Origin of the sequence: Kitasatospora sp. CM 4170 (assembly GCF_032110285.1) — a bacterium.
In the GTDB taxonomy this organism is placed as follows: Bacteria; Actinomycetota; Actinomycetes; order Streptomycetales; family Streptomycetaceae; genus Kitasatospora; species Kitasatospora aburaviensis.
Genome location: NZ_CP134877.1, coordinates 7680128 through 7702916, shown reverse-complemented (window position 1 = coordinate 7702916; position 22789 = coordinate 7680128). Strand labels below are relative to the sequence as shown.

The 22789-nt window shown below is 71.6% G+C and carries 9 protein-coding genes and 1 pseudogene; 4 read left to right on the top strand and 6 right to left on the bottom strand.

What is annotated here, in order from left to right; translation table 11 throughout:
• Positions 1 to 229 precede the first annotated feature (229 nt).
• Positions 230 to 1147, top strand: a complete 918-nt coding sequence (locus tag RMN57_RS32395; RefSeq protein ID WP_313766848.1) for a DUF6879 family protein — start codon at positions 230 to 232, stop codon at positions 1145 to 1147.
• A 213-nt stretch (positions 1148 to 1360) separates the two neighbouring features.
• Entirely contained in the window at positions 1361 to 2611 is a 1251-nt protein-coding gene (locus RMN57_RS32390) for an MFS transporter (protein WP_313766847.1), read from the top strand.
• A 14-nt stretch (positions 2612 to 2625) separates the two neighbouring features.
• Here RMN57_RS32390 and RMN57_RS37145 read toward each other — a convergent pair.
• The 4 genes and pseudogenes from RMN57_RS37145 to RMN57_RS32370 form a co-directional block, all read right to left on the bottom strand.
• Positions 2626 to 2905 (bottom strand): annotated as a pseudogene (locus tag RMN57_RS37145) (Tn3 family transposase); the annotation flags it as partial.
• Between the two features lie 190 nt (positions 2906 to 3095).
• Positions 3096 to 4433 (bottom strand): GH1 family beta-glucosidase, encoded by a 1338-nt coding sequence (locus RMN57_RS32380; RefSeq protein WP_313766846.1) that lies wholly within the window; start codon positions 4431 to 4433, stop codon positions 3096 to 3098.
• A gap of 156 nt (positions 4434 to 4589) precedes the next feature.
• Positions 4590 to 4874 carry a hypothetical protein gene (locus RMN57_RS32375; RefSeq protein WP_313766845.1) on the bottom strand — a complete coding sequence of 95 codons (285 nt, stop codon included), beginning with the start codon at positions 4872 to 4874 and terminating at the stop codon, positions 4590 to 4592.
• 19 nt (positions 4875 to 4893) lie between these two features.
• Positions 4894 to 12153 carry an RHS repeat-associated core domain-containing protein gene (locus RMN57_RS32370; protein ID WP_313766844.1) on the bottom strand — a complete coding sequence of 2420 codons (7260 nt, stop codon included), beginning with the start codon at positions 12151 to 12153 and terminating at the stop codon, positions 4894 to 4896.
• A gap of 342 nt (positions 12154 to 12495) precedes the next feature.
• Between RMN57_RS32370 and RMN57_RS32365 the strand changes: the two genes are divergently transcribed.
• A complete protein-coding gene (locus RMN57_RS32365; RefSeq protein WP_313766843.1) occupies positions 12496 to 16839 on the top strand; it encodes a ricin-type beta-trefoil lectin domain protein in 4344 nt (1447 codons plus the stop codon).
• A gap of 424 nt (positions 16840 to 17263) precedes the next feature.
• Positions 17264 to 18463 carry a PP2C family protein-serine/threonine phosphatase gene (locus RMN57_RS32360; RefSeq protein WP_313766842.1) on the top strand — a complete coding sequence of 400 codons (1200 nt, stop codon included), beginning with the start codon at positions 17264 to 17266 and terminating at the stop codon, positions 18461 to 18463.
• 63 nt (positions 18464 to 18526) lie between these two features.
• Here the strand turns inward: RMN57_RS32360 and RMN57_RS32355 are convergent, their stop codons facing one another.
• Positions 18527 to 20587, bottom strand: a complete 2061-nt coding sequence (locus RMN57_RS32355) for a phosphocholine-specific phospholipase C (RefSeq protein ID WP_313766841.1) — start codon at positions 20585 to 20587, stop codon at positions 18527 to 18529.
• Positions 20588 to 20848: 261 nt separating this feature from the next.
• A complete protein-coding gene (locus tag RMN57_RS32350; protein ID WP_380236491.1) occupies positions 20849 to 22741 on the bottom strand; it encodes a glycoside hydrolase family 5 protein in 1893 nt (630 codons plus the stop codon).
• Positions 22742 to 22789: the final 48 nt, after the last annotated feature.

Below are 22789 nucleotides of genomic sequence, written 5' to 3'. Positions count from 1 at the left end.
GGATCCGCACCCGCCTGCTCCAGTACTCCGACCCTCGGCCGGGCGAGGCCGCCACCCGGACACCGGGCGGCCTGGTGGCTGCGGAACTCACGCCGCTGGGGACGGATTCAGCACATCACCGTGGCTGCACCGCGGCGCTGAGCGTGCAGAGGACCAGTGACCGGATCACCTCGCGGCCGGTCGGACCGCCCGCCGGCTCGTACCGGCCGACTCACACCTGGGGGAATGCATGGCACAGGAAACAGCGACACCTCCGATGGTCCGGGTACCTCCGATCGTCCGGAAGATCCTCGTCTCGCTGGCGGGCGGCGGAATCGCCCTCCTGATCACCAACGCAACGGAACAGCCGCAGAGCACCAACCTGGTCCTCTCCTCATTCGTCGGCGGCACACTGCTGATGGTCCAGTTCCTGGTCGACTTCGAACGCCGACTGCTGTCCGTCGAGAACGTGCTGCAGAGCGGCCTTGCGGGCGTCAATGAGGACTCCCGACAGATGCAGCTGCTCAGGTCCTCCCGGCTCGACACCGCGACGGTGATCCGATTGCTGCACCACGCCTCGGAGCTCAGCCAGGAAGGACCGACCGTGATGTACGCCTTCCTCGAACAGGAGATCCGGCGGCTCAGTAAGTTGATGAGGGAGCTACACGCCGGCGAGGCATCGTACGACGGCGAGGACCAGGACTGGCTGCTGTCGCTGACCGGAGCCGCAGCGAGCAGCATCGACGCCACCAGCGCCGCGGCTGACTCCGAGTTCTGGGACTCCCCGCTCGGCCTGCGCTACCTGGCACTTCAGGGCGAGGCCTCCCGGCGCGGCGTGGCGGTGCGCCGGGTGTTCATCCTGGACGGCGACGACCCGGCGGCCGCCCAGGAAATCGAGAGGGTGTGCCGCCAACAGTCCGAGTTCGGCATCGACGTCCGGGTGATGCGCTCCAGCGGACTGGCCGCCTCCTCCCGGGTGGATCCCATGTTCGACTTCATCCTGTTCGACCAGGCGCTCAGCTACGAAGTGTCGTCGGCCCCCGCCCTGGACCGAGGCGGGCGGCTGACGATCGCCGGAACCCGGCTGGCGGTCCGCCCCGACCGGGTGAACCATCGAATCCGCCGCTTCGACGAGCTCTGGAACGCGGCGATTCCACTCGCCCGATGAGTGTGGAAGCTTGTCGTTTCATCAACCCGGTGAGTGGGCAGTGGTGGGCGTCATCGCTGCGGGAACCCTCGCACCGAGCCCTGCCGCCCCATACGGTCGTCCCGCCCGTCTGACGCCCCAACTACGGCCTCGGGGAACATCGATGGCGGAACCAGAGCACGTGATCTCGGCGTTACCTCCGCTGGATCAGCGACCGCTGTTAGCGTGCCATCCATGATCAAGGGCAACTTGACGGGTCGAATAGGCCGGTTGGCGGGGGACAGTAGGCCGGAGCGCGTGCTGGTCGCCGCCAGTTTCGTCAACCGAGTCGGCAATGGTCTGTTCAACGCCGCGTCAGCGCTCTACTTCACCTTGGTCGTGGGCCTGCCTGCGGTGCAGGTCGGTGCCGCGCTTACCATCGCCGGAGTGATCGGTCTGTGCGCGGGGATACCAGGCGGGCATCTCGCAGATCGGCGAGGGGCTCGCACGATCATGATGTCGGCCCTCGCGGTCCAGGCCGTGTCGATGGCGGCCCTCGTCCTCGTCGAGAGCTGGGCCGCGCTCACGATCATCGCGACGGTCGACCAGATCGCCGCAGCGGCCGGTGGGGCGGCGTGGGGCGCGCTGGTGGTCCGGGTCGGGGGTGAGCGCCCGGCCCTGTTCCGTGCCAAGCTGCGCACGTTCGTCAACCTGGGCGTCGTCCTGGGAACGGTGGGTGCGGGGCTGGCGCTGGCCGCGAACACCCGCGGCGCCTATGTCACGCTGATCCTCGGCAACGCGGCGAGCTTCGCCCTGTGCGCGGTGCTTCTGCTCCTGCTGCCCCGCTATCCGGTACTGGCAGCACCACCGCAACAGCGGCGCTGGCCCGTCCTCGCGGATCGTCCCTTCCTCGCGTTCACCGCCCTCTACGGGGCCATGGGACTGCAGTACCCGGTGGTCTCACTACTCCTGCCGATCTGGATCTCCGAGCACACCGAGGCGCCGCGCTGGATGGTGGCCGCGCTGTTCGCCGTCAACTCCCTGTTCTGTGTGCTGATGCAGACCGGGATCGGCTCGCGTATCGAGACCCCGCACGATGGCGGCCTGGCGTTTCGCACGGCGGGGCTGCTCTTCCTCGTCAGCTGCCCGATGATGGCACTGGCGGCGTACACCCCTGTCTGGGCGGCGGCGGGACTGGTCCTGGCCGCGATCTTCGTCCACAGTCTGGGAGAGGTGTGGGAGTCATCGGCGGCCTTCGCCCTGGGCTTCGGTCTTGCCCCCGACCACGCACAGGGCCAGTACCAAGGTGTCTTCGGTCTCGGCTTCAGCGCGGGCCAGGCTCTCGCCCCCGCGATCCTCACCACGGTGGTACTCGGCCTCGGCACGACAGGCTGGCTGCTGCTGGCGGTGTTCTTCGCGGCACTGGGCGCTGTCGGTCCATCTCTTGCCCGCTGGGGCATGCGGACCCGGCCGCAACCAGGTGTTGCTGCGGAAGTGACGGGGTGACCGCGAGTTAGGTTTCAGAAGCCTTCTACCTCGTCGTCCTCGTCCGGCTCCGGCGCTTCCGGGTCGCGCAGCGGGCGCAGGGCGCCGGCGGACGGGACGCCGGCGGTAAAGCCTGTAGCGGCCGAGCAGGTTGAGCTTCTTGTGCTTGAGCGGGGAGAGCCGGGCAACATCCTCGTCGCGGATCTCGTGGCCCTCGGCCTTCAGCTGGGCGACGGCGGCGTCGATGTACTTCGTGGTCCAGAGCACGATGGCATTGAGGACCAGGCCGAGCGCGCCGAGCTGGTCCTCCATCCCGTGTCAGTCACCCCCCGTGCAGGCGTTCAGCTCAAGGTCGCCCCACTTGACGGTGAAAGTCCAGCCTCTGGACTTGTTGAACACCCTGTCTTTTGCGCAGTGTCCGGAGCGCAGCTGCTGCAGGCCGCGCCGTCCGGATGGCCTCTCAGCCGTTCAAAAGGTCGTACATCCGGCAGCGGCTGGAGGCCAACTACTCTCGGCGGGATGCCTGGTGAACCGCAATCAGGTCTCGGTACCAGGCGTACGAGGCCTTCGGGGTGCGTGCCTGCGTCTCGAAGTCGACGTGGACGAGGCCGAAGCGCTGGTGGTAGCCCTCTGCCCACTCGAAGTTGTCCATCAGTGACCAGGTGTAGTACCCGCGGACGTCGATGCCTTCGGTCGTGGCGGTGGCGAGGGCGTCGAGGTGGGAGGCGAGGTAGGTGATGCGGGCCTGGTCGTCGAGGTCGTCGGTGGTGGAGCAGCCGTTCTCCGTGATCGTGATCGGGGGGAGGGCGGCGCCGTAGCGGTCGCGGAGGCCGGCGAGGAGTTCGCGCAGGCCGTCGGGGACGACGGGCCAACCGAAGGCGGTGCGGGGGACGCCGTCGATCGGGGCCTCGGCGAAGGGCAGGCCCGGGTCGGTGGGGGCGGCGATGCGGGTGGGGTTGTAGTAGTTGACGCCGAGGCCGGCGAGGCGGGAGCAGGCGATCAGGTCGAGGTCGCCGGGGCGGACGGCGCCGTGGAGGTCGTCGGCGACGCCGAAGGCGGAGAGGTCGGGGTAGCGGCCGAGGAGGAGGGGGTCGGTGAAGAGGCGGTTGTGGAGGGCGTCGTAGGCGGTGGCGGCGGCGAGGTCCTCGGGCGAGGGGGAGGCCGGGCGGACGGGGGTGAGATTGTTGGCGATCAGAACGTCGTGGCCGCGTTCGTGGAGGAGGGACGCGGCCAGGCCGTGGCCGAGGAGCTGGTGGTGGGCCGCGGGAAGGGCGTCGAGCATCAGCGCGCGACCCGGGGCGTGGATGCCGAGGGCGTAGCCGTACACCATGTGCACGAAGGGCTCGTTGAGGGTGATCCAGGCGGGGATGCGGTCGCCCAGGCGGTCGGCCACCACGGCGGTGTAGTCGGCGAAGCGGTGGGCGGTGTCGCGGTTGAGCCAGCCGCCCTCGTCCTCCAGGGCCTGCGGGAGGTCCCAGTGGAAGAGGGTGGGGAGCGGGGTGATGCCCGCCTCCAGCAGGGCGTCGACGAGGCGGTCGTAGAAGGCGAGGCCGGCGGGGTTGACGGCGCCCGCGCCGGTGGGCAGGACGCGCGGCCAGGCGATGGAGAAGCGGTAGCCGTCCAGCCCGAGGTCCTTCATCAGGGCGATGTCCTCGGGGTACCGGTGGTAGTGGTCGCAGGCCACCGCGCCGGTGTGGCCGTCCCGGACGGCTCCTGGGCGGGCGGCGAAGACGTCCCAGACGGACGGACCTCGGCCGTCCTCCTTCACCGCCCCTTCGATCTGGTACGCGGCAGTGGCAACACCCCAGCGGAACCCCGCCGGGAGGTCGAAACGGTCCGGCATCACGAAAGCCTCCTGACAGGAATGCGAGGAGTACTCATGTTAGTGCCCGGGCGTCGGAACGCCAGGGGTACGGGCCGGGCCCAGTGCCGGCCAGGCCCGGAGACGGCGGTGCCCGGGTGCGCCTCGCGCGCACCCGGGCACCGGACCGTCGGGCGGTCAGCCCTGTTGCTTCTTCGCATCCCGGAGCGCGAAGTACTCCGCGACGCCGGCGACGAGCCGGCAGTCGCCGGTCTCCCGGTCGACGATCACCGGGAGGTTCCCGCCGACCCGGACGCGCCCGCGCGAATCGGGCACGGTCGGCAGGTAGCCGAAGACGTAGGCGCCCTCGACGGAGATCCCCTCCTCGATCCTCAGCCGGTACGCACGCTCGTCCCAGTCACGGACCCGCTCGCGGCAGTACGCTTCCGCCGCCAGTCGTGCCGTCTCCTGGTCCATGGTCACAGTCCGTGTCCTTCCCGGGTTACCACCACGTGATCATCAGTTCGAGATTCTCCCACTCCGAGGTGTTGGCGAAGGCCTCCGACTGGTAGTCGAGGAACTTGACCACACCCGCGTCGTTCACGACGTTGAAGTAGTGGCCGACGCTCACGCCGTCGGTCCAGCCGAACACGATGCCACGGGTGCCGTAGCCGAGCACGCCCAGCTGGTGCTCGATGTCGGCGACCCCATCGGTCAGGTGGAACAGGGAGTCGAACTTGTACTCCAGCTCCTCCGGGGCGAGGATCCCGCTGTCCCAGGCCGTGGCGCCGCTGTGGGTGCCCGCGAGACGGCTGTCACCGGCCTGGGCACAGGCGCCGCAGTTGTCGTTGTACCCGCCGGGGTTCGCACCCTCCAGCGTGTCCTCGGCCTTGCCGGCCTTCGGACCCTTGACACCGGCCTGTCCGCCGCCACCGGAGTCGGGCGAGCCGCCGCCGCTGGGGCGCCCGGCGTCCTTGCCGGCCGCCGGCGTCTCGGACGCGGGAGCGCCCGGGTCGTCGCCGCCCTTGCCGGTGCCGGACTTCGGGCTGCTCGGCTTCTCCGTCTTCGGCGTGGTGGGCGCCGGGTCCGCCTTGGTGGTGGTGGGGAGGTCGTCCGAGAGCAGCTTCTTCACCGCGCTGACGAGGTCCTCGCCCTCGGACACCGCGGTCTTGACCGCCTTGACGGCCTTGACGCCGCCGCTGATCGCCTTGACCGCGCCGTAGCCGTCGATCGCGAAGGACCCGACGACGCCGGTCACCTGGCCCGCGAAGTAGGACGTCGAGCTGGTGTCCACCTCGAAGAGGTCGGCCAGCGGCGTGTCGTCGACGTACCCGGTGTGGCCGAGCTTGAACGGGGTCTCGTTCGAGTACCCGAACATGTCGTTGAACGCCTGGTTGTCGCCGTTGGCGATGTCGGCGAACGAGTTCCAGCCGTCGGAGAGGGTATTGACGCTCCACTGCCACGGGTCGCCGACGATCGAGTCGCCGACGCCGGTGAAGAAGCTCCCGACGTCGCCCCAGCTCCACCAGAGGCCGTTGGGGTCGCTCCCGGAGGTGGGGTTGCCGGCCGCGTACCCGTAGCCGCCCATCTGGTTGGGATCGGTCGACTCGAAGACCGGGTCGACGGTGAGGAACCGCCCGATCAGCGGGTCGTAGACGCGCGCCCCGAGCAGACCGAGCCCGCTGGTGGCGTCCGAGGGCTTGCCGAGGAAGGCCCGGTTGTCGGCCCAGGCGGCGGGCACGGTGCCGCGCGGGTTGCCGTACGGGTCGTACGCGCGCCGGGTGATGGCCAGGCTGGTGCCGTCCACCTGCAGCTGCGCGGTGCCGTGCGGGGTGGTCGGCTGGTAGTTGACCGTGCCGCCGGAGGAGCGGACGATCACCGTGCCGTCCGGGCTGCGGTAGTAGCGCAGGCCGGTGACGGTCTTCTTGACGGTGTCGAGGCTGAGCTGCTCCGCACCGCCGAAGAGGTAGAGGACGTCGTTGCCGGGGTTGCGCTGGATCAGCAGCTGGCCCTCGGCGTCGTAGAGGTAGCTCGCCTCCTTGCCGCTGGTGGTGACCGTCTTGGTGCGGCCCTCCGCGTCGTACTCGAAGCCCTGGCTCGCCGTCCCCGGACCGGTCCGGGTCTTGGTGTTGCCGGCCCCGTCGTAGTCGGGCACGACGGTGGTGCTGCCGGACGGGCCGGTGGTGGTGACGGCGGTCGCCGCGTTCGGCTTCTTCGCCGGCGTGGTGCCGCCGCCCGGGTAGCTGAGGCTCTGGGTGACGTCCTTGGCGGCCGCCCCCTTCACATCGTGGGTGACCTGCTGGACCCGGTCGCCGAGCTGGTTGAACTGCCAGTCCAGCCAGTACGGGGCCGGTCCGCCGATGGTGCTCGGCGACGGGCCCGCCGTGGTGCACTTGGCGAGCTGCCCGGCGGTGGCCGCCGTCAGGCCCTTGGTGTCGGTCCAGGCGGTGGTCAGCCGGTTCTGTGCGTCGTAGGTGAAGCACTGGGTGTCGGTGACCCGGTCCGTGCCGCCGCTCGACTGGACGTCGGAGACGGCGGTGACGCTGCCCGCCGCGTTATAGCCGTAGGTGGTCGCCGAGATCGGGTTGGCCGTGTTGTTCTGCAGGGTGACCCTGCTGGTGGCCAGTCGGCCGGTGGCCTGGTCCCAGGTCTGGGCGGTCCGCAGCTGCTTGCTCGGCGTGCCGATGGTGGTCTGCAGGACCTTGCCCTGCGGGCTGTACGCGACGGTCGAGACGTACGGCCGGGCGGGCGTGCCCATCCCGACGAGCTTGCCCTGGAGGTTGTAGCCGTAGCCGACCGTCTCCGCGGGCAGGCCGCCCTCGGTGCCGAAGGTGGTCGACGCGAGCAGGCCCACCGTCTCGGTGTAGGCCGCCTCGGTCCTGTAGGTACCGGCGAGCTTGCCCTCGGAGGGCGGGATCACCGTGGTCGACCCGGTCGGCTGGCCGACCGCGTTGTAGCCGTTGACCTTCTTGACGTAGGCGCTGCCGGTCCTGCCGCCCACGTAGCGGGTCGCCGAAGCCGGCATGCCCTTGCCGAGGGAGTCGTACGTCCACTCGGCGAGCAGCTTCGCCTGGTCGCCCGGGGTCTCGCCGTCGTACTCCCCGGTCTTGCGGCCGAGCGCGTCGTAGGTGTACGAGAGCACCTGACCGCGCCCGTCCTTGGCGGTCAGCACCCGGCCGAGCTCGTCGTAGGCGCTGCTGGAGCCGCCGCTGTCCGGGTCGGTCTGGGAGACCGTCCGGCCCTGGAGGTCGTAGGTGTAGGACCAGGTGTTGCCCACCGTGTCCTTGACCGTCTCGACCTGGCCGCGGGCGGTGTAGGTGAACGTGGTGGTGACGTCCGCGGGCGTCGCGCCCGCGGTGCCGGCCGACCAGAGCTCGGCGTTGGCACCGTCGTACATGACGATCCGGCCGTCGCCCTGCACCTTGAGGTAGCCGCCGGTGTGCCCGCCGCTGCCGCTGGTCCAGAGCGTGGTCTTCCCGGCGGCGTCCAGCACCACGAGGCTGCCGTCGGCGAGCACGCTCGCGTACGCGCCCGGGTGGCCCGCGGTGCCCGAGGACCAGAGGGTCTTCCCGCCGACCAGGGCGGTCAGCACCAGGTTGCCGTCGGCCTGCACGGCCAGGCGGACGCTCCGGGAGAGCACCGAGGTCCCCGAGGCGATCACACTGCCGCCGGAGAGCTTGCGGTCCGGCGTGGTGTCACGGACCACGGTCGAGCTCGTGCGGCCGAGCGCGTCGGTGTACTTCGTGGTCGCCTTGCCGCCGGGCGGCGGCGTGACGTCCACCCGGTCGACGCCCCGGTAGGTGCTGCCGGTCTGCCAGAGGGTACTGGCGAAGGACACCTGCTGGACCGTCACCGGGCGGCCCTGGCCGTCGTAGGCGGTGCGGGTCACCGCCGGGCCGGTCTTGTTGGTCTCCGCCCACATCGAGGTGCCCGGCGCGTTGGCGGCGTCGTAGTAGCTCGCGATGGCGGAGGAGGTCCACCCGTGGGAGTCGTAGAAGGTCGAGGAGACCAGCCGGCCCGCCGAGTTGTCCGCGGTGGTCGTCTGGGTCTGCCTCGCCTGCAGCGTGCCGTCGTAGAAGGTGACCTCGGTGGAGTAGGTCCCGTCCTCGCGCAGCGTCCTGGTGGTCACCGTCGACGGGTCCGGGTTGTCGCCAGCCCCGTGGACGGAGTAGGCGAAGGTCCGGTCGGGCGACTGGGTCGCCTTGTTCCGGCCCGGCATCCACACCTTCACCCGGCGCCCGAGGGCGTCGTAGGCGGACTCGGTGACCCGGCCGTTGACGTCCTTGGCCTGGATGATCGAGCCGCGGCCCGGCGAGACCGTGCTGGTCGCCGTCCACTTCAGCGGGTTCTCGGTCGACACCGCGGTGGGCAGCACGCCCGAGACCGGCGCGTACGTGGTCGACGTGGTCTGACCGGCCGCGTCGGTGCTCGCGCCGACCCGGCCGTAGCGGTCGTAGGTCATCGCGCCGAGCACCTGGAACTGCGCCTTGCCGGTGGCGTCGTAGCCGGTGACCGACTCGGTGGCGGTGACCAGGCCGAGCGAACCGGGGCGCTGGCCCAGCCGGCCCAGGGTGCCGGGATTGGTGACGGTGCCGTCACCGTCGTAGTAGACCCGCTTGTGGGAGAGCGTGGTGCTCCGGCCCGGCTTGGTGTCGCAGGCGCCGGAGACGCTGATCGTCTCCTTCGGGTAGACCAGCATCATCGGGTTGTCCGACGGGGCGTCGGCGTACGTGGTGATGGTGCAGGTCCGCTGGGAGGGGTCGGCCAGGTCGCCCTGGTCGTCGGCCTTCCAGATCCGGCCCAGGTCGTCGAAGACGGTGCTGGACCTGCTGGTCCGCCACGTCTTGTTGTCGCTGAGCAGGCCGAGCGAACGGCTGCTGCTGGACGTCGCCCGGCGCGACACCATGTCGGGCAGGGTGGAGAGCTTGTCCGGCTTCGGGTCCTCCGAGGTCCAGGCGGTGCGCTTCGCGGTCGCCACGACCACCGAGGCCGGCGGGTCGGTCAGGGTCTTGGTGGCGACGGTGCCGCCGGCCTTGGTGAAGCCCTGGCTCTCGTACGGGGTGCCGGCCAGCCAGGGGCTGTCGGTGATCTCCTCGCCGAGCGAGTTCTTCACCTTGACGCTGCGCCGGTTCCCGTCCTTCGTGTAGTCGCCGTCCATGCCCTGGAGGTAGGAGACGGTGCTCTGGGTGATCGGGTCCGGGGCGGCGCCGGTGGTGGTGGTGACGGTCCGGAAGCCGCGGAAGTCGTTCCACGTCCGGTGCTTGTCGTCGGTCAGCTCGGCGTCGTCGCGGTGCCAGGCGGCGCCGTCCGAGTAGGTGTAGTTGGTCACCTTGGCCGGCGAACCGGCCTTGGTCCGGTCACTGGAGGTGACCTGGGAGACCAGGGTCTTGTGGAACCAGTCCTCGATCGGCTCGACGCCGCCGGGGGTGTTCCAGAACACCGGGTAGCAGGCCATCGTGTTGGAGTCGGCCGAGGCCGGCATGGTCTTCTTCTCGCGCGAGCACTCCGGGGCCCGGTAGGTGACCGCGACCGACTCGCCGGTCTCGGTCTGGACGCTGGAGATCCGCGGGTGGTACAGCGGCGGGGCGGCCGGGGTGAGGCCGTCGACCCGGTTGTCCATCTCGATGCCGATGAAGGTGACCGGGTCGAGGGTGATCGGGCCGTCGCCGCCGGCGGAGCCGTCCTTGCCGGTGTGGACGATCTCGGAGAGCCACATCACCGACTGCAGCGAGCCGGTGACCTTCGGGTCCTGGGTCTTGCCGGTGACCGGGTCGTAGGTGCCGCCGGCGTCCGAGAAGACCTGCTTCAGCTCGTAGCTGTCGACGTCCTGCCAGCCGGACGCGGTCCGGACCTTGGTATCGATGCCCTTCAGCCGGTAGGTCTGCCAGAAGGTCGGCCCGCTGATCAGGCAGACGCCCTTGGTGTCGCCCTCCTCCCCGATCTTGGTCTTCCAGTCGGAGGGGCAGTTCAGGTCGTACGGCGTGTCGGGCCAGTCGGCCGCGGTGTCCGCGGAGAGGTTGCCGTCCTTGCAGACAGTGTCCGACGTGGTGCACCGCTGCGCCGTGCGGAAGACCACCTTGGCGGCCGGCTCGCGGCCCGCCCGGGCGTCCGCCAGCTGGTAGCCGTAGGAGATCTGGGTGAGCCGGCCGCCCCGGGTGTACTTGGTGAGGGTGCCGCCCTTCTCGTCCTTGTCCTCGTCGGGGACCTGGCCGAAGCCCATGTTGTAGTAGTTCGACTCGGTCGCCCAGTCGTAGCGCTGCACGTTGCCGTGCGGGTCGACCACGAAGTCCAGGTTGAACCGGTAGCCGACCGGCCTGTCGCACTGGGAGTCGTCGCCCTTGTCCGAACTGTGGCAGGGGTCGCCCGACTTGGGGTGGTAGACCGGGATGCCCCAGGCGCTGTCGGTGGCGTCGTCGGTGGTGCCGCCCGGGGCGTGGTTGAGGCCGAGGTAGTAGGCGGTGCCGTCGGTCGTGGTGACCTTGAAGTACTCGCCCTGCCAGAGGCCGTTGGTCGCGCCGGTCAGCCGCTCGATCTTCGTGCCGTCGTCGGTCTGGAGGTGGTAGGCACCGTCCGAGTCCCGCAGCAGCTGGCCGTTGTGACTGCCGAGCGAGATCGTGGCGTTCCAGCCGGCCCAGCAGGAGTCACCGGAGTCCTCGATGCCCTGGTCCTTGCAGCTCTTGTAGGAGCGCTCGATGAAGCCGGGGCTGTAGGACCAGCCGTCACCGATCCAGGAGGACTGCGAGTTGCGCGCCGAGGTCTCGCCGTCCACGGACTGCGAGTCGTAGGCGAGCCCGACGGTCGGCGCCGTACCGCCCAGCGACGGGGGCGCCGTGATCGGGTAGCGGTAGGTGAAGGCGCCCGAGGCGGAGGCGGACCAGGCGCCCGAGGCGGACAGCGAGGTCGCCCCGTAGTCGCCCTGGGAGCCGCTGGTACCGGCCACCGCGGCCACCGCCACGCCGCCGGAGGACTGCGCGGCCGCCGCCGCGGCCGGTGCGGCGAAGGCGCTGCCCGCCTTCGCCGTTCCGGAACCGGTGGCCGCGAGCGCGACCGTGCCGCTCAGCTTCCGGTTGACCGGGTCGTTGACCGCCTCGATCGGCGTGCGGGTGCGGCAGGCGGCGAGCTGCGGAGTGGTGAGCGCGCACGCGGGCATCGCCACCAGCTGCAGCCGGGAGGCCCAACCGCCGCCGTACGCCTGCTCGATGGCGCCGTAGTCCAGGGAGACCGCGACGTTTCCGGTCTCCGTCCGGGCGTCGGCCCGGTCCAGGCCGACCAGCAGACCGTCCACGCCGGCCCGCTTGGCCTGGCCGCGGTCGGCGAGCTTCACCCGCACCGAGGAGACCGGGCTGACCGGGGCGACCGGCGGCGCGAGGGACTTGGCCCGGGCCCCGAGCGCCGTGGGCGCGGCGGGCGAGACCGAGACCGGCAGGCCGGCGGCCTTCGCCTCACCGGCGGGCGCCGACAGGCTGCGCACCGCCGGGGTCTTCCCCAGGTCGACGGTGGCGGTCGCGGCGGCCGGCCACTGCACGGTCTTCACCACGTGCGGCACCAACTCCCGCGCACCGGGCGGGATCGCGGGTGCCGGGACACTCTTCCCGCGGCCACCCACCGGGGCGCCGGGGACCTTCGGCTGATCGGGGAGCGGGTCGGCGTCCCAACTCCTGTCCGTGTACTGATATCCGCCGACAATGGAGTCGGCGACGGCGAGCGGGGTCGCCATTGAGAAGAGGGTGGCCGTCGCGACGGCGACGATTCCCCGTTCCATCCAGGCCCGTTTCCGGGCACCTCTGACTCCGCGCGGTCCTGCGCGCATGTGCAATCCCCCAGAGAAACAAAAATGGCCGGTGATCTGACGAATCACCAGCTGACGGCGCGTCTGGCCGTTCGGAACGGTATTGCCATGGCCGGGTCACAGCAATACCCTTCCCCAGCAGTCACTCTGACCCCTTCCGTCACACAGGCCCCAATGGACCTTCACAAGCGGCATCAGGGCGAGTAAACGACCGCAATTCCGACACGTGGCGGGGGGCCACGGGGCGACCACCCTGTGAGAAGAAACACAGCGTCGCCCGGGATCGCCCGCCGCCGGTCCCTGAAAGGGCGATCCATGGGGGAGCACCTCCGTGCCCGGAGAAATCCGGCGCGCACACTGACACGCCGTCTGGCGCTGTCGGCGGCGGTCACCGGCCTGCTGCTCGGCAGCGCCGGACCGGCGCTCGCGGACGGTCCGACCGCCGCCGGGCCCGCGGGCCCGGCGACCCCGGCGGCGGACTCGCCGCTGGCGGCCGCCAAAGCCGAGGCCGCGCGGACCGGCGGGCCGGTCACCGTCGACAGCCTGACCACCGAGACCACGCAGACCGTTGCCAACGCCGACGGCACCTTCACCGTCACCTCCCACCTGCAGCCCGCCCGGGTGCGCAAGGACGGCCACTGGAAGGACGTCGACGCCGCCCTGGCCAGGAACGGTGACGGCACCCTCTCCCCCTCGGCCACCCCCTCGGGGCTGGTCCTCTCCGGCGGGGGCGGCGGACCGCTGGCCACCCTCACCGACGCCGAGGGGCGCAAGCTCTCCTACAGCCTCCCGTTCCCGCTCCCCGCACCGGTGGTGAGCGGCAGCACCGCGCAGTACAACGGCGTCCTGCCGGGCGTCGACCTCAAGGTCACCAGCACCGACCAGGGCGGCTTCCACGAGGTCCTGATCGTCCACGACGCCAAGGCGGCGGCCAACCCGGCGCTCGGCGCGCTCAAGCTGACCACCGGCGTCAGCGCGGGCCTGTCGCTGACGACCGATCAGGACGGCCGGGTGGCGGTCACCGCCGCCGACGGCAGCGCGGTCTTCCGCTCGCCGACCCCGCTGATGTGGGACTCGGCCACCACCGCCGCGCCCTCCGCCGCCCCGGCCGCCGTCGTGCCTTCGCCGGCCACCAAGTCACCCGCGGCCAAGTCGCCGGCCGGCAAGGCACCGGCCGCAGCGCAGGCCGCACCGCAGGCCGACGCCCCCGCGGACGCCGTCCCCGCCGACACCGCCCCCGCCACGGTCTCCACCCCCGAGCAGCCGGGCAGCTCTGCTCAGGTCAAGCGGATCGCCGTGACCCAGGAGGCGAACACCCTGACCCTGGTGCCGGACGCCGGCCTGCTGGGCGGCGCCGACACCGTCTGGCCGCTGTACATCGACCCGTACACCAGCCCGATCACCAGCAAGAAGAGCCACTTCGTCACCGTCAAGGAGGGCTGCGCGGGCCAGAGCCCGTACGACGACGCCCAGGACAACGGCGAGGGCGTCGGCTACCAGCGCTGGCAGGACTGCTTCGGCCTCAACCGCGCCTACTTCGAGCTGAACATCGCCAACCTCGACAAGAAGATGGTGATCTCCAAGTCGGTGGTCCACCTGACCTCGACCTACGGGGCCTCGTTCGACTGCGACAACGAGACCAGCGTGAAGCTCGCGACGGTGACCGCGATCAGCGGCTCCACCAGCTGGAACAACCAGCCGGACGTCACCGGTGACGGCTACATCGGCGGCACGCAGAAGGTCAAGAGCTCCAACATCGGTCAGAAGTGCGGCAACCACGACGTCAACTTCGACGTGACCGGCCAGATCAAGAAGCTCTCCGGCGTCAAGGACAGCTGGACCTTCGGGCTCTGGGGCAACGAGTCCAAGTCGAGCAGCAACAACGACTTCGTCCGCTTCGCCAACAACCCTTACCTGACCACGGTGTTCGACATCGCCCCGGAGGTGCCGGACGGCCTGGGCACCACCCCGGCCACCCGTGCCCCCGCGAGCAACGGCTGCGCCGGCGCGGCGGACGGCTGGATCGGGCAGTCCGGCCTGGCCGGGGACGCCTCCGACATCACGCTCAACGCGCACCTCGACACCGAGATGAGCGGGGTCAACCTGCGCTCCCGGTACGAGGTCTGGGACACCAAGACGGCGGCCGCCGACGGCGGCTCGACCGACAGGGGCGCCCCGGTCAGCGGCTGGGTCAGCGACGGCGGCACCACCCGGGTCAACATCGGCTTCAAGGTCGCCGACGGCCACCAGTACGGGTGGCACGTCAAGGCCGAGGACGGCACCCTGGCGAGCGCCTGGTCCGCCAACTGCTACTTCAAGGTGGACCTGAGCGCACCGGGCATCCCCTCCTTCACCGACTCGCCGGTCTTCCCGCCGCTCGGCGGCGACAAGGCGCCCACCGGCCACGCCGGTGACACCGGTGTCAAGATCGCGGTGACCTCCAACGACCCCACGCCCACCGGCTGCACCCGGGGCAGCTGCGTCAGCAGCGGCGTCGACCGCTTCGAGTACTCGCTGGACGCCAACATCCCGGCCAACGGCGCCGCCTCGGTCAACGCCGTGGCCACCACCGGCGGCAGCGCCACCGCCGAGGTCCCGATCGTGCTGAGCGCCGCCCAGTGGGGCGCGCACACGCTGTTCGTCCGGGCCGTGGACAACGCCGGGAACAGCCAGGGCACCGTCGGCCAGTACAGCTTCTTCGCCCCCTGGAACCCGGCCGCCAAGGTGACCGCCGGCGACCTCGACGGTGACGCGGTGCCCGACCTGATCGCCCCCACCACCGAGGGCGACCTCGTCCTGGTGCGCGGCGACGCCGACCCGGCCGGTCCGCCCGTCAGCGCCTCCGCCAAGGCCCAGAGCCCGGACGGCACGGGGTGGAACAACTACCTGGTCGCCCACCGGGGCACCGCCACCGGCACCAACGTGGACGACCTGTTCGCCTACTCCAAGTCGACCCACGAGCTGTACCTCTACCAGAACGACGCCGTGACGCCCGGCGGCACGACGGGGCGCTTCACGCTCACCCAGAACGTGGTGCCGATCCGGAACTCGTCCTCCTGCCCGGCCAAGGGCTCGGACGGCACCTGGAACAACGTCACCCAGATCCTCGCCCCGGGCAAGCTCGCCCAGTTCGCCGACGCCCCCGACCTGATCACCGTCGACAAGGGCGAACTCTGGTACTTCCCGGGGACGTTCCAGGCCGGCTGCAACCTCGGGGCCGGCGTGCGGATCGGCACCGGTGACTGGAACGGCACCACCCTGCTCGCCCCCGGCACGGTCGGCGGCGTGCCGACCCTGTGGGCCCGGGACGACGCCACCGGCGCGGTCAGCAGCTTCCCGCTGACCTTCAGTGCCGGCGTGCCCACCACGAAGATCGCCGCACCGGCCCACGCCCCGCTGGTCTCCGGCGTGCTCGACACCAACAACAAGAACCTCTGCCTGGACATCGCCGGCGGCAAGACCGCCAACGGCACCGCGGCCTGGATGTACACCTGCAACGGCACCGACGCGCAGCAGTTCACGCTCGGCGCCGACGGCAGCGTCCACGCCCTCGGCAAGTGCCTGGACGTGTTGAAGGGCGGCACCGACAACGGCACGCCGGTGCAGCTCTACCAGTGCAACGGCACCGGCGCCCAGCAGTGGGTCCCCGGCCCGAACCCGGGCACCCTGAAGAACCCGCAGTCCGGCCGCTGCCTGGCCGACCCGGCGAGCAACCGCAACCCGCGCACCCAGACGGTCATCTGGGACTGCCTCAACATCGCCGACCAGAAGTGGGCCGCCACCAGCGGCAACGTGCTGCCGACCGCTCAGAAGGTGCTGCCCCTCGGCGTCGGCGACCGGGACCACCCGACCGTCGCCTCCCCGGGCGACGTGCAGGGCACCGGGTTCCCCGCGCTCTACGCCGGCTCCCGGTCCGGCCGGCTGACCGAGTACCCCGGTGCGGCGCCGGCCGGCGGCCTGGCCCAGTTCGGGGCCCCGGTCGGCATCGGCGACGTCCGTCAGCCCTCCGCCTGGTGGAAGCTGGACAGCACCGCGGACAGCATCCGCCCGACCGGTGAGCTGACCCTCAGCGGCGGCGCGACCGTCGGGGCCGACCCGGCGCGTGGTGGGGTCCTGACCCTCAACGGCTCCACCGCGTACGCCGCGACCGCCGGTCCGGCGGTGGACACCGGCCGCAGCTACACGGTGTCGGCGTGGGTGAAGCTCACCAGCCTCACCGCCAACTCCACGTTCGTCTCGCAGTCCGGCACCAACGCCAACGCCCTCCAGCTGTACTACTCCAGCGGGGCGCACGCGTTCGCCTTCGGCCACGCCCACGCGGACGACACGACCGGCGCCTTCACCAGCGCCTACGGGCCCACCAGCGGCGCGGCGGCGCCGAAGACCAACACCTGGTACCACTTGGTGGGCGTCTACGACGCGGATTCCGCGGACCTGCGCCTGTACGTCGACGGCGCGGCCGCCGGCGCCGCCGACTACGCCGGCACGGTCTGGAACGCGACCGGTCCGCTGCAGCTCGGCCGCCGCCTCTACAAGGGCACCTACGCGGAGTACGCCGCCGGCCAGGTCGCCGACGTGCAGCTCTTCCCGGAGGCGCTCACCCCCATCGGGGTCTCCTCGCTCGACGGGAAGCGGCCGGTGCCGACCCGGCTGAGCTGAGCCCGATCCGGTGAACCGACCCGGCCCGTCCACCCCCGCCCGGGGTGGACGGGCCGTTCCGCATCCCGGTCCCGGCCGGGCTCGTCGGCGCGGCGGCCGCCGCGAGAGGCCGGGAAACCGTGGCCGGCACGACCGGCCGGTCAGCAGCGGCCGGCACGACCGGGCAGCGGCGGCCGCCTCCGGGTTTCGGTGCGGCCTCCCCGGGCAGCCGATCGGTGGGGCCCCCGCCGCCGGCCGCGGGGGCAACGGCCCGGCGCGCCGCGCGACAGACGGTGACCGCCGGCGGAAGGCGGTGACGACCGTGGGACACGACAGGGGTGTGGTCGGGGCGCGGACGACCGGCGACCGCGACCGCGTGGGCGAGGGGCACGAGGCCGGTCGAACCCGCCCGGTGACCTCCGAAGCCGTTGCGGGAGGTGCGGTCGTGGCCGTCGACGACGGACGCCTCGGGCGCGTCCTCGCACGGGCGATGGCGCGGGCCCGGGTGGGCTGGCCGCGGGAGGTGCCCGACCTGGTGCGGGAGGCGGCCCGGGGGCTGGGCCTGTCCGAGGCCTGGGTGTTCCTGGCCGACCTGCAGCAGCACCGGCTCGTCGCAATGCCGGACCCGGCGTCGGACGTCCGCCACCCGACGGTCGCGATCGAGGGATCGCTCGGCGGGCGGGCCTACCGGCTGCAACGGACCCAGGTGTCGGCCGGCCCGCCGGCGGTCGGCTGGCTGCCGCTGATCGACGGCGTGGAGCGGATCGGGGCGCTGCGGGTGGAGGCACCGGCGCTCGACGAGCGGACGCTGGCCGACTGCGAGGCCCTGGCCGGCCTGGTCGCCCTGCTGGTGGTCTCCCGGGCCGCCTTCGGCGACGTCATCGCCCAGACCACCCGGCGCGCGGCGATGAGCCTGCAGGCCGAACTGCTCTGGGGCTTCCTGCCGCCGCGCACGATCGGCACCCGGAGCGTCACCTCCAGTGCGGTGCTGGAGCCCGCCTACGACGTGGGCGGCGACGCCTTCGACCACAGCATGATCGGCAACGTCCTGCACCTGTCGGTGTTCGACGCCATGGGGCACGACCTCGCCGCCGGCGGGGCCAGCGCGGTCGCCCTGGCCGCCTGCCGTTCGACCCGCAGGGCCGGCGGGAGCCTCGCCGAGGTCGCCACCACCATCGACCGCACCCTCGTCGAGTGGATCCCCGGCCGCCTGCTGACCGCCGTCCTCGCCGACCTGGACACCACGACCGGAAGGCTCACCTGGGTGAACTGCGGCCACCCGTCACCGCTGCTGATCAGAGCCCGCCGCGTGCTGCCCGACGCACTGGGCCGCCGGCCCCAGCTGCCCCTCGGCCTGGGCTTCCACAGCGACACCGCACCGGTCACCCACCACACGGGGCTCGAACCGGGCGACCGGCTGCTCTTCTACACCGACGGCGTGACCGAGGCACGCTCGGCCGACGGCGAGCTCTACGGGGAGGCCCGCCTCGCCGAGACCATCGTCCACCACATGGCCGGCGGCGACCCGGCCCCGGAGGCGCTGCGCCGGCTCATCCACAGCCTGATGGCCCACCAGGACCACCGGCTGCGCGACGACGCGACCCTCGTGCTGGCCGAGTGGCACCCGGTGCGGCCCGGCGCCTGAGCCGCGGAGCCCGGCGCCGGTCCGGCCGCCGCGGTGGCGGCGGGCGGACCGGTGGACGGCGGATCAGTAGGTGAGGATCCCGGGGTCGGAGACGCCCGCGGCACCGGTCTCGACGTGTCCGGCCAGGCGGCGGAGGAAGTCCGTCGAGGTGCTGGAGGTGACGGTCACGTCGTACCAGCGGTGCCCGGCGGTCAGGTCGACGGTGAGGGCGACGGTCGCGCCGCGGCGGACGGTGACCGTCGTCGGCGCGCCCCCGTAGGCGTCGGTGACGGTCAGGGCGGCGTCGGCGGTGCCCGCGTTGGTGAACGTCAGGTCGAGGTTGCCGGTGGTCGCGTTGTGGCGCGCGGTGACCTCGGGTCCGGCCGTCTTGCCGGGGTTGCGGAAGCGCCGCAGGAAGCCGTTCGGGCCGTGCACGGTGAGGTCGGTGAGGCCCTTCGAGTACTTGGTGTTCCAGGCGTCGGCGATCGACCTGCCGGCCTCGGCGGTGTACGTCCACGGGCCGTCGGTGCGGTTGGGCGAGGTCACCAGGAACTGGGCGCCGGCCGCGGCCCCGCCGCTGAAGGTGAGGCCGAACTTGCCGGCGACGGTGTCGGCCGCGCCGTCGACGTACGGCGCGTACTTCAGCGGGCGGGTCGGCTTGGTCCCCCGCTCCTGCTTGGGCATGGTGCCGGTGGCGGGCGGGGCCGGCACGTAGTCCGGGTGGCGGTTGCGGTCCGGCGGGAGGTAGCCGGCCGTCGAGGGCAGCGCCACCGGCGTCGCGTTCGAGCTGGTGAAGTCGAAGGCGGCGGTCAGGTCACCGCAGATCGCGCGCCGCCAGGGCGAGATGTTGGGCTCCTGGACGCCGAAGCGCCGCTCCATGAACCGGATGATCGAGGTGTGGTCGAAGGTCTCGGAGCAGGTGTAGCCGCCGGTGCTCCACGGCGAGACGACGAGCATCGGCACCCGCTGGCCGAGGCCGTAGGGGCCGGCCGCGTAGCCGGTGCTCCCCGGGTGGTGGTCCGCCGTGGTCGACACGGTCGAGCGGCCCTGCGAGGCGGAGGACGGCGGGAACGGCGGCACGACGTGGTCGAAGAAGCCGTCGTTCTCGTCGTAGGTGATGAACAGCGCGGTGCGGGCCCACACGTCGGGGTTGGAGGTCAGCGCGTCCAGCACCTGGGAGACGTACCAGGCGCCGTAGTTGGCGGGCCAGTTGGGGTGCTCGGTGAAGGCCTCGGGGGCGGCGATCCAGGAGATCTGCGGCAGCGTGCCGGCCTGCACGTCCCGCCGGAGGCCGTCGAACAGCCCCTCGCCCGCCTTGGCGTTGGTGCCGGTGCGGGCCTTCTGGTAGAGCGGGTCGCCGGGCTTGGCGTTGCGGTAGTTGTCGAAGTACAGCAGCGAGTTGTCACCGTAGTTGCCGCGGTACGCGTCGCCGATCCAGCCCCAGCTGCCGGCCGCGTCGAGGCCGTCGCCGACGTCCTGGTAGATCTTCCAGGAGACCCCGGCCTTCTCCAGCCGCTCCGGGTAGGTCGTCCAGCTGTAACCGGCCTCCTGGTTGCCGAGCACCGGGCCGCCGCCGACGCCGTCGTTCCCGGTGTAGCCGGTCCACATGTAGTAGCGGTTCGGGTCGGTGGAGCCGATGAACGAGCAGTGGTACGCGTCGCAGATGGTGAAGGCGTCCGCGAGCGCGTAGTGGAACGGGATGTCCTGGCGGGTCAGGTACGCCATCGTGGTGGCCGTCTTGGCGGGGATCCACTGGTCGTACTTGCCGTTGTTGAAGGCCTTGTGGCCGCCGGCCCAGTCGTGGTTGAGGTCCTGGACGAACTGCATGCCCAGGTCGTTCACCTGGGGGCGGAACGGCAGCACCTCCTTCTTCGAAGCGTCCGTCTGGTACCAGACCGGCTTGCCGCTGGGCAGCGTCACCGGACGCGGGTCGCCGAAGCCCCGGACGCCCTTCATCGCCCCGAAGTAGTGGTCGAACGAACGGTTCTCCTGCATCAGCACGACGACGTGGTCGACGTCCTGGATGGTGCCGGTGCTGCCCTGCGGGGCGATGGCGGCGGCACGCGCGATGCTCTGCGACAGTGCCGAGAACGCGACCGTCGCGCCGGTCAGTTGGAAGAATCGCCGGCGGCTCAGCTCAGCCATGGTGGGTGACCTCTGCGTGTCGGGGGGGGAGGACGGCGCCCCCAAGGACAGCGTGGGCGGGGTACCGCCCGGGGGACCGCTCGTGGCGGCCGGCTGTACGTCAGGCGAACGCCTCAAGTTGTCCGTACAAGCGGGTCGTCCGGGCGTGGCCGGCGTCACCCGGCGGCGTGGCCGGAGTCACCCCGGGCGGCGCCGGACGACGGTGCCCCCGCCGGCGGTTCGACCGCCGACGGGGGCACCGTCGGTTGCTGCTCCCCCGGATCACTTCACCGGGCGGCAGAGCAGGGCGTCCGGGACGCCGTAGTGGAGCCACTTCCAGGTGAAGGCGACACCGGCGACGTACTCGGCGTCCGTGCACTGGCCCTTGTAGTGGCCCGGGGCCCAGTCGCTGGCCGTGGACCCGCCGGACGCGGGCCGGTTGTCGCCGTGGTCGAACCAGACGTTCCGCCCGGACAGCGGCAGCCCCGCCGCCGGGGCGCAGAGCAGGGCGGACATCGCGTTGGAGTGGACGCTGTAGCCGACCGCGTACGTGTTGTCCGGGCACTGGAGCTTGTTGTAGCCGGAGGCCCAGTCCCCGTGGGTGACGTACCGCTCGTCGGTGACGGTCACCCAGTCGCCGGGGCCGGTCGCGGGCCCGCCCGCGTCCGTGCACAGGCCCCGGCCGTCGCTGCGGGCGAGGCCGACCAGGCGCTGGCCGTCCGGGCAGTTGCCCTTGCGGTTGCCGGGGCTCCAGTCGGGCCGGGCGAGCATCCGCCGGGAGACGTTGAAGTCGGTGTGGTCGAGGTCGAGCATGTTCCAGCGCGGGCCCGGCGCGACCTGACCCGTGTAGGAGGGGGCCGCGAGCAGCCGGTTCCAGTACGGGGCGCGCCAGTCGCCCGGGTCCTCCAGGCTGAGCGCCCGGCCGGCGGTGTCGAAGTGCAGCAGCGCCCAGCTGTCGTTCGGGACGCCGGCGTTCTGCCAGCCGACCAGCGGCCAGATGGCGAAGTCGGTGTCGTTCGCCGCCAGGATCGCGGTGAAGTGGTCGAACCAGGCCTGCCCCTTGGCGTCCGTGTCGCCGCGCCCGCCGGCACCGAACTCGCTGATCCACACCGGTGCGGTGAAGTGCTGGCCGGACTGCGTGACGAACAGGGCCTCGTCGTTGACGACCTGCGCCAGCTGCTCGGGGGTGAAGTCCTGGTAGCGCGGGTCACTGGTGGCGCCCGGGCCGCTGCCCGCACCGGTGTTGGCCGGGCCGGTGTAGCCGTAGAAGTGCGCCGCGTAGACCAGCTTGCCCGAGTCGATCAGGGTGTTGGAGAGGGTGCGGACCGGGGTGAGGTTGGGCCGGCCGTGGCTGAAGATCGCGGCGGGGATGCCGTACCAGTTGATCCCCTCCATGACGACCAGCATGTCGGGGTCGGCCTGGAGGATGCGGTTCCCGGCCTCCTCGAAGGCGGCGAACTCGTCGTGGCTGTCGCCCATGCCCCAGTTGGGGTCGTCCCAGGTGTCGCGGCGGACCTCGTTGCGCAGATCGGCGCCGACCACCCGCTTGTTGTCCTTGTACCGGCTCACCAGGAAGACCCAGTCGTCCTCCCACGCCTGGGTGGACTGGCCGCTGTTCCAGCGCTCGTTGCCGTCCAGTCCGCAGCAGAAGCGGTAGCTGGTGGTGTGGTTGTTGAGGATCACCGCGAAGCCGTCGGCGGTCAGCGCCGCCACCACGGCGTCGTACACCTGCAGCGGGGTCTTCCCCTTCAGCTGCGGGTTGGCGGTGACGGCGACGTCCGGCACCGGCGCGGTGTCGTGGATCATCGCGTTGGCGAAGGGCAGCCGGACGCTGTTGATGCCGAGGCGGTGGAAGCCGGTCAGGATGTCGGCGATCGGCGCCCGGTCCAGGCCGAGCGGCAGGTTGTACGAGACCTGGCCGGCCTGGTTGTTCGCCGGGTCGGTGGTGGAGCCGCTGCCCTGCCAAGTCCCCTGGGCACCGGCCCAGTTGCCGGCCTTCAGCTTGAAGCGGTTGCCGGCGGCGTCGACGATGTACCGCCCGCGGGTGCTGAGCGGGGCGGTCCAGGAGGCGGCGAGCTGCGGGCCGGTGAGCGGCACCGGCGCAGCGGCGGCCGCGGGTGCTGCGGCGGATACGACAGGTGCGGCGGAGGCGGCGGTGCCGGCTCCCACGGTCATCGCGACGCACGCGGACAGGGCTGCCCCTGCCGCGAGTGCGCGGTGCAC

Bases quoted from the DNA above. Each gene is read 5' to 3' on its own strand.
- RMN57_RS32380 (WP_313766846.1), bottom strand. From the start codon at position 4,433: ATGCCGGACCGTTTCGACCTCCCGGCGGGGTTCCGCTGGGGTGTTGCC.
- RMN57_RS32390 (WP_313766847.1), top strand. From the start codon at position 1,361: ATGATCAAGGGCAACTTGACGGGTCGAATAGGCCGGTTGGCGGGGGAC.
- RMN57_RS32395 (WP_313766848.1), top strand. From the start codon at position 230: ATGGCACAGGAAACAGCGACACCTCCGATGGTCCGGGTACCTCCGATC.
- RMN57_RS32365 (WP_313766843.1), top strand. From the start codon at position 12,496: ATGGGGGAGCACCTCCGTGCCCGGAGAAATCCGGCGCGCACACTGACA.
- RMN57_RS32370 (WP_313766844.1), bottom strand. From the start codon at position 12,153: ATGGAACGGGGAATCGTCGCCGTCGCGACGGCCACCCTCTTCTCAATG.
- RMN57_RS32355 (WP_313766841.1), bottom strand. From the start codon at position 20,587: ATGGCTGAGCTGAGCCGCCGGCGATTCTTCCAACTGACCGGCGCGACG.
- RMN57_RS32350 (WP_380236491.1), bottom strand. From the start codon at position 22,741: ATGACCGTGGGAGCCGGCACCGCCGCCTCCGCCGCACCTGTCGTATCC.